Here is a 567-nt window from a genome sequence, read left to right on the forward strand (position 1 = left end):
GGCCGGACACGGAAGGCGTCGAGGTGTTCGGGGTGGCGGATGAGGAACTCCCCCAGCGCCTCCGATGCCCCCAGCACGCGGTAGAGTGCTTCGCTCGTTTCCGGATCAGCGCCCGCCAGCTCCCGGAGGTCCGGATGCTTTTCGATCAGCCGCACCAGGGACTGGAGGGCGGTGTCCGGGCTGGCTGCCATCTGCAGCCCCGCAAAGAGCCTGTCTTCGTCCAGTCCTTCGAGCTCGCGGGCAGCCAGGAACCGTTCGGCCTTCTCCAGGTCACTGAAGCCGGCCGAAATCAGGCGCCGTGCGAGGCTCACCACCACTTCCTAAAGGATGGCCAGGTTGCGCTGCAACTCGTAGGGCGTCACCTGGAGCCGGTAGTCCTGCCACTCGGCGCGCTTGTTGCGCAGGAAGTGCTCAAACACCTGTTCGCCCAGGATCTGGGGCATGAGCTCCGAGTCTTCCATCGTCCGGATGGCGTCATGGAGGCTGGCGGGGAGGGGATCGTGGCCCATGGCGCGGCGTTCGGCCGAGCTCAGCGACCACACGTCGTCCTCGGCGGCGGCCGGGAGG

2 pseudogenes are annotated in these 567 nt (G+C 67.4%); both read right to left on the minus strand.

From position 1 onward, the window contains the following. Positions 1-311, minus strand: a pseudogene (locus CXQ89_RS17855) (bifunctional glutamine-synthetase adenylyltransferase/deadenyltransferase); the annotation flags it as partial. Between the two features lie 9 nt (positions 312-320). After that, a pseudogene (locus CXQ89_RS17860) lies at positions 321-567 on the minus strand (glutamine synthetase); the annotation flags it as partial.

This window comes from Arthrobacter sp. ZGTC212 (genome assembly GCF_002929255.1).
GTDB classification, from domain to species: Bacteria; Actinomycetota; Actinomycetes; order Actinomycetales; family Micrococcaceae; genus Arthrobacter_B; species Arthrobacter_B sunyaminii.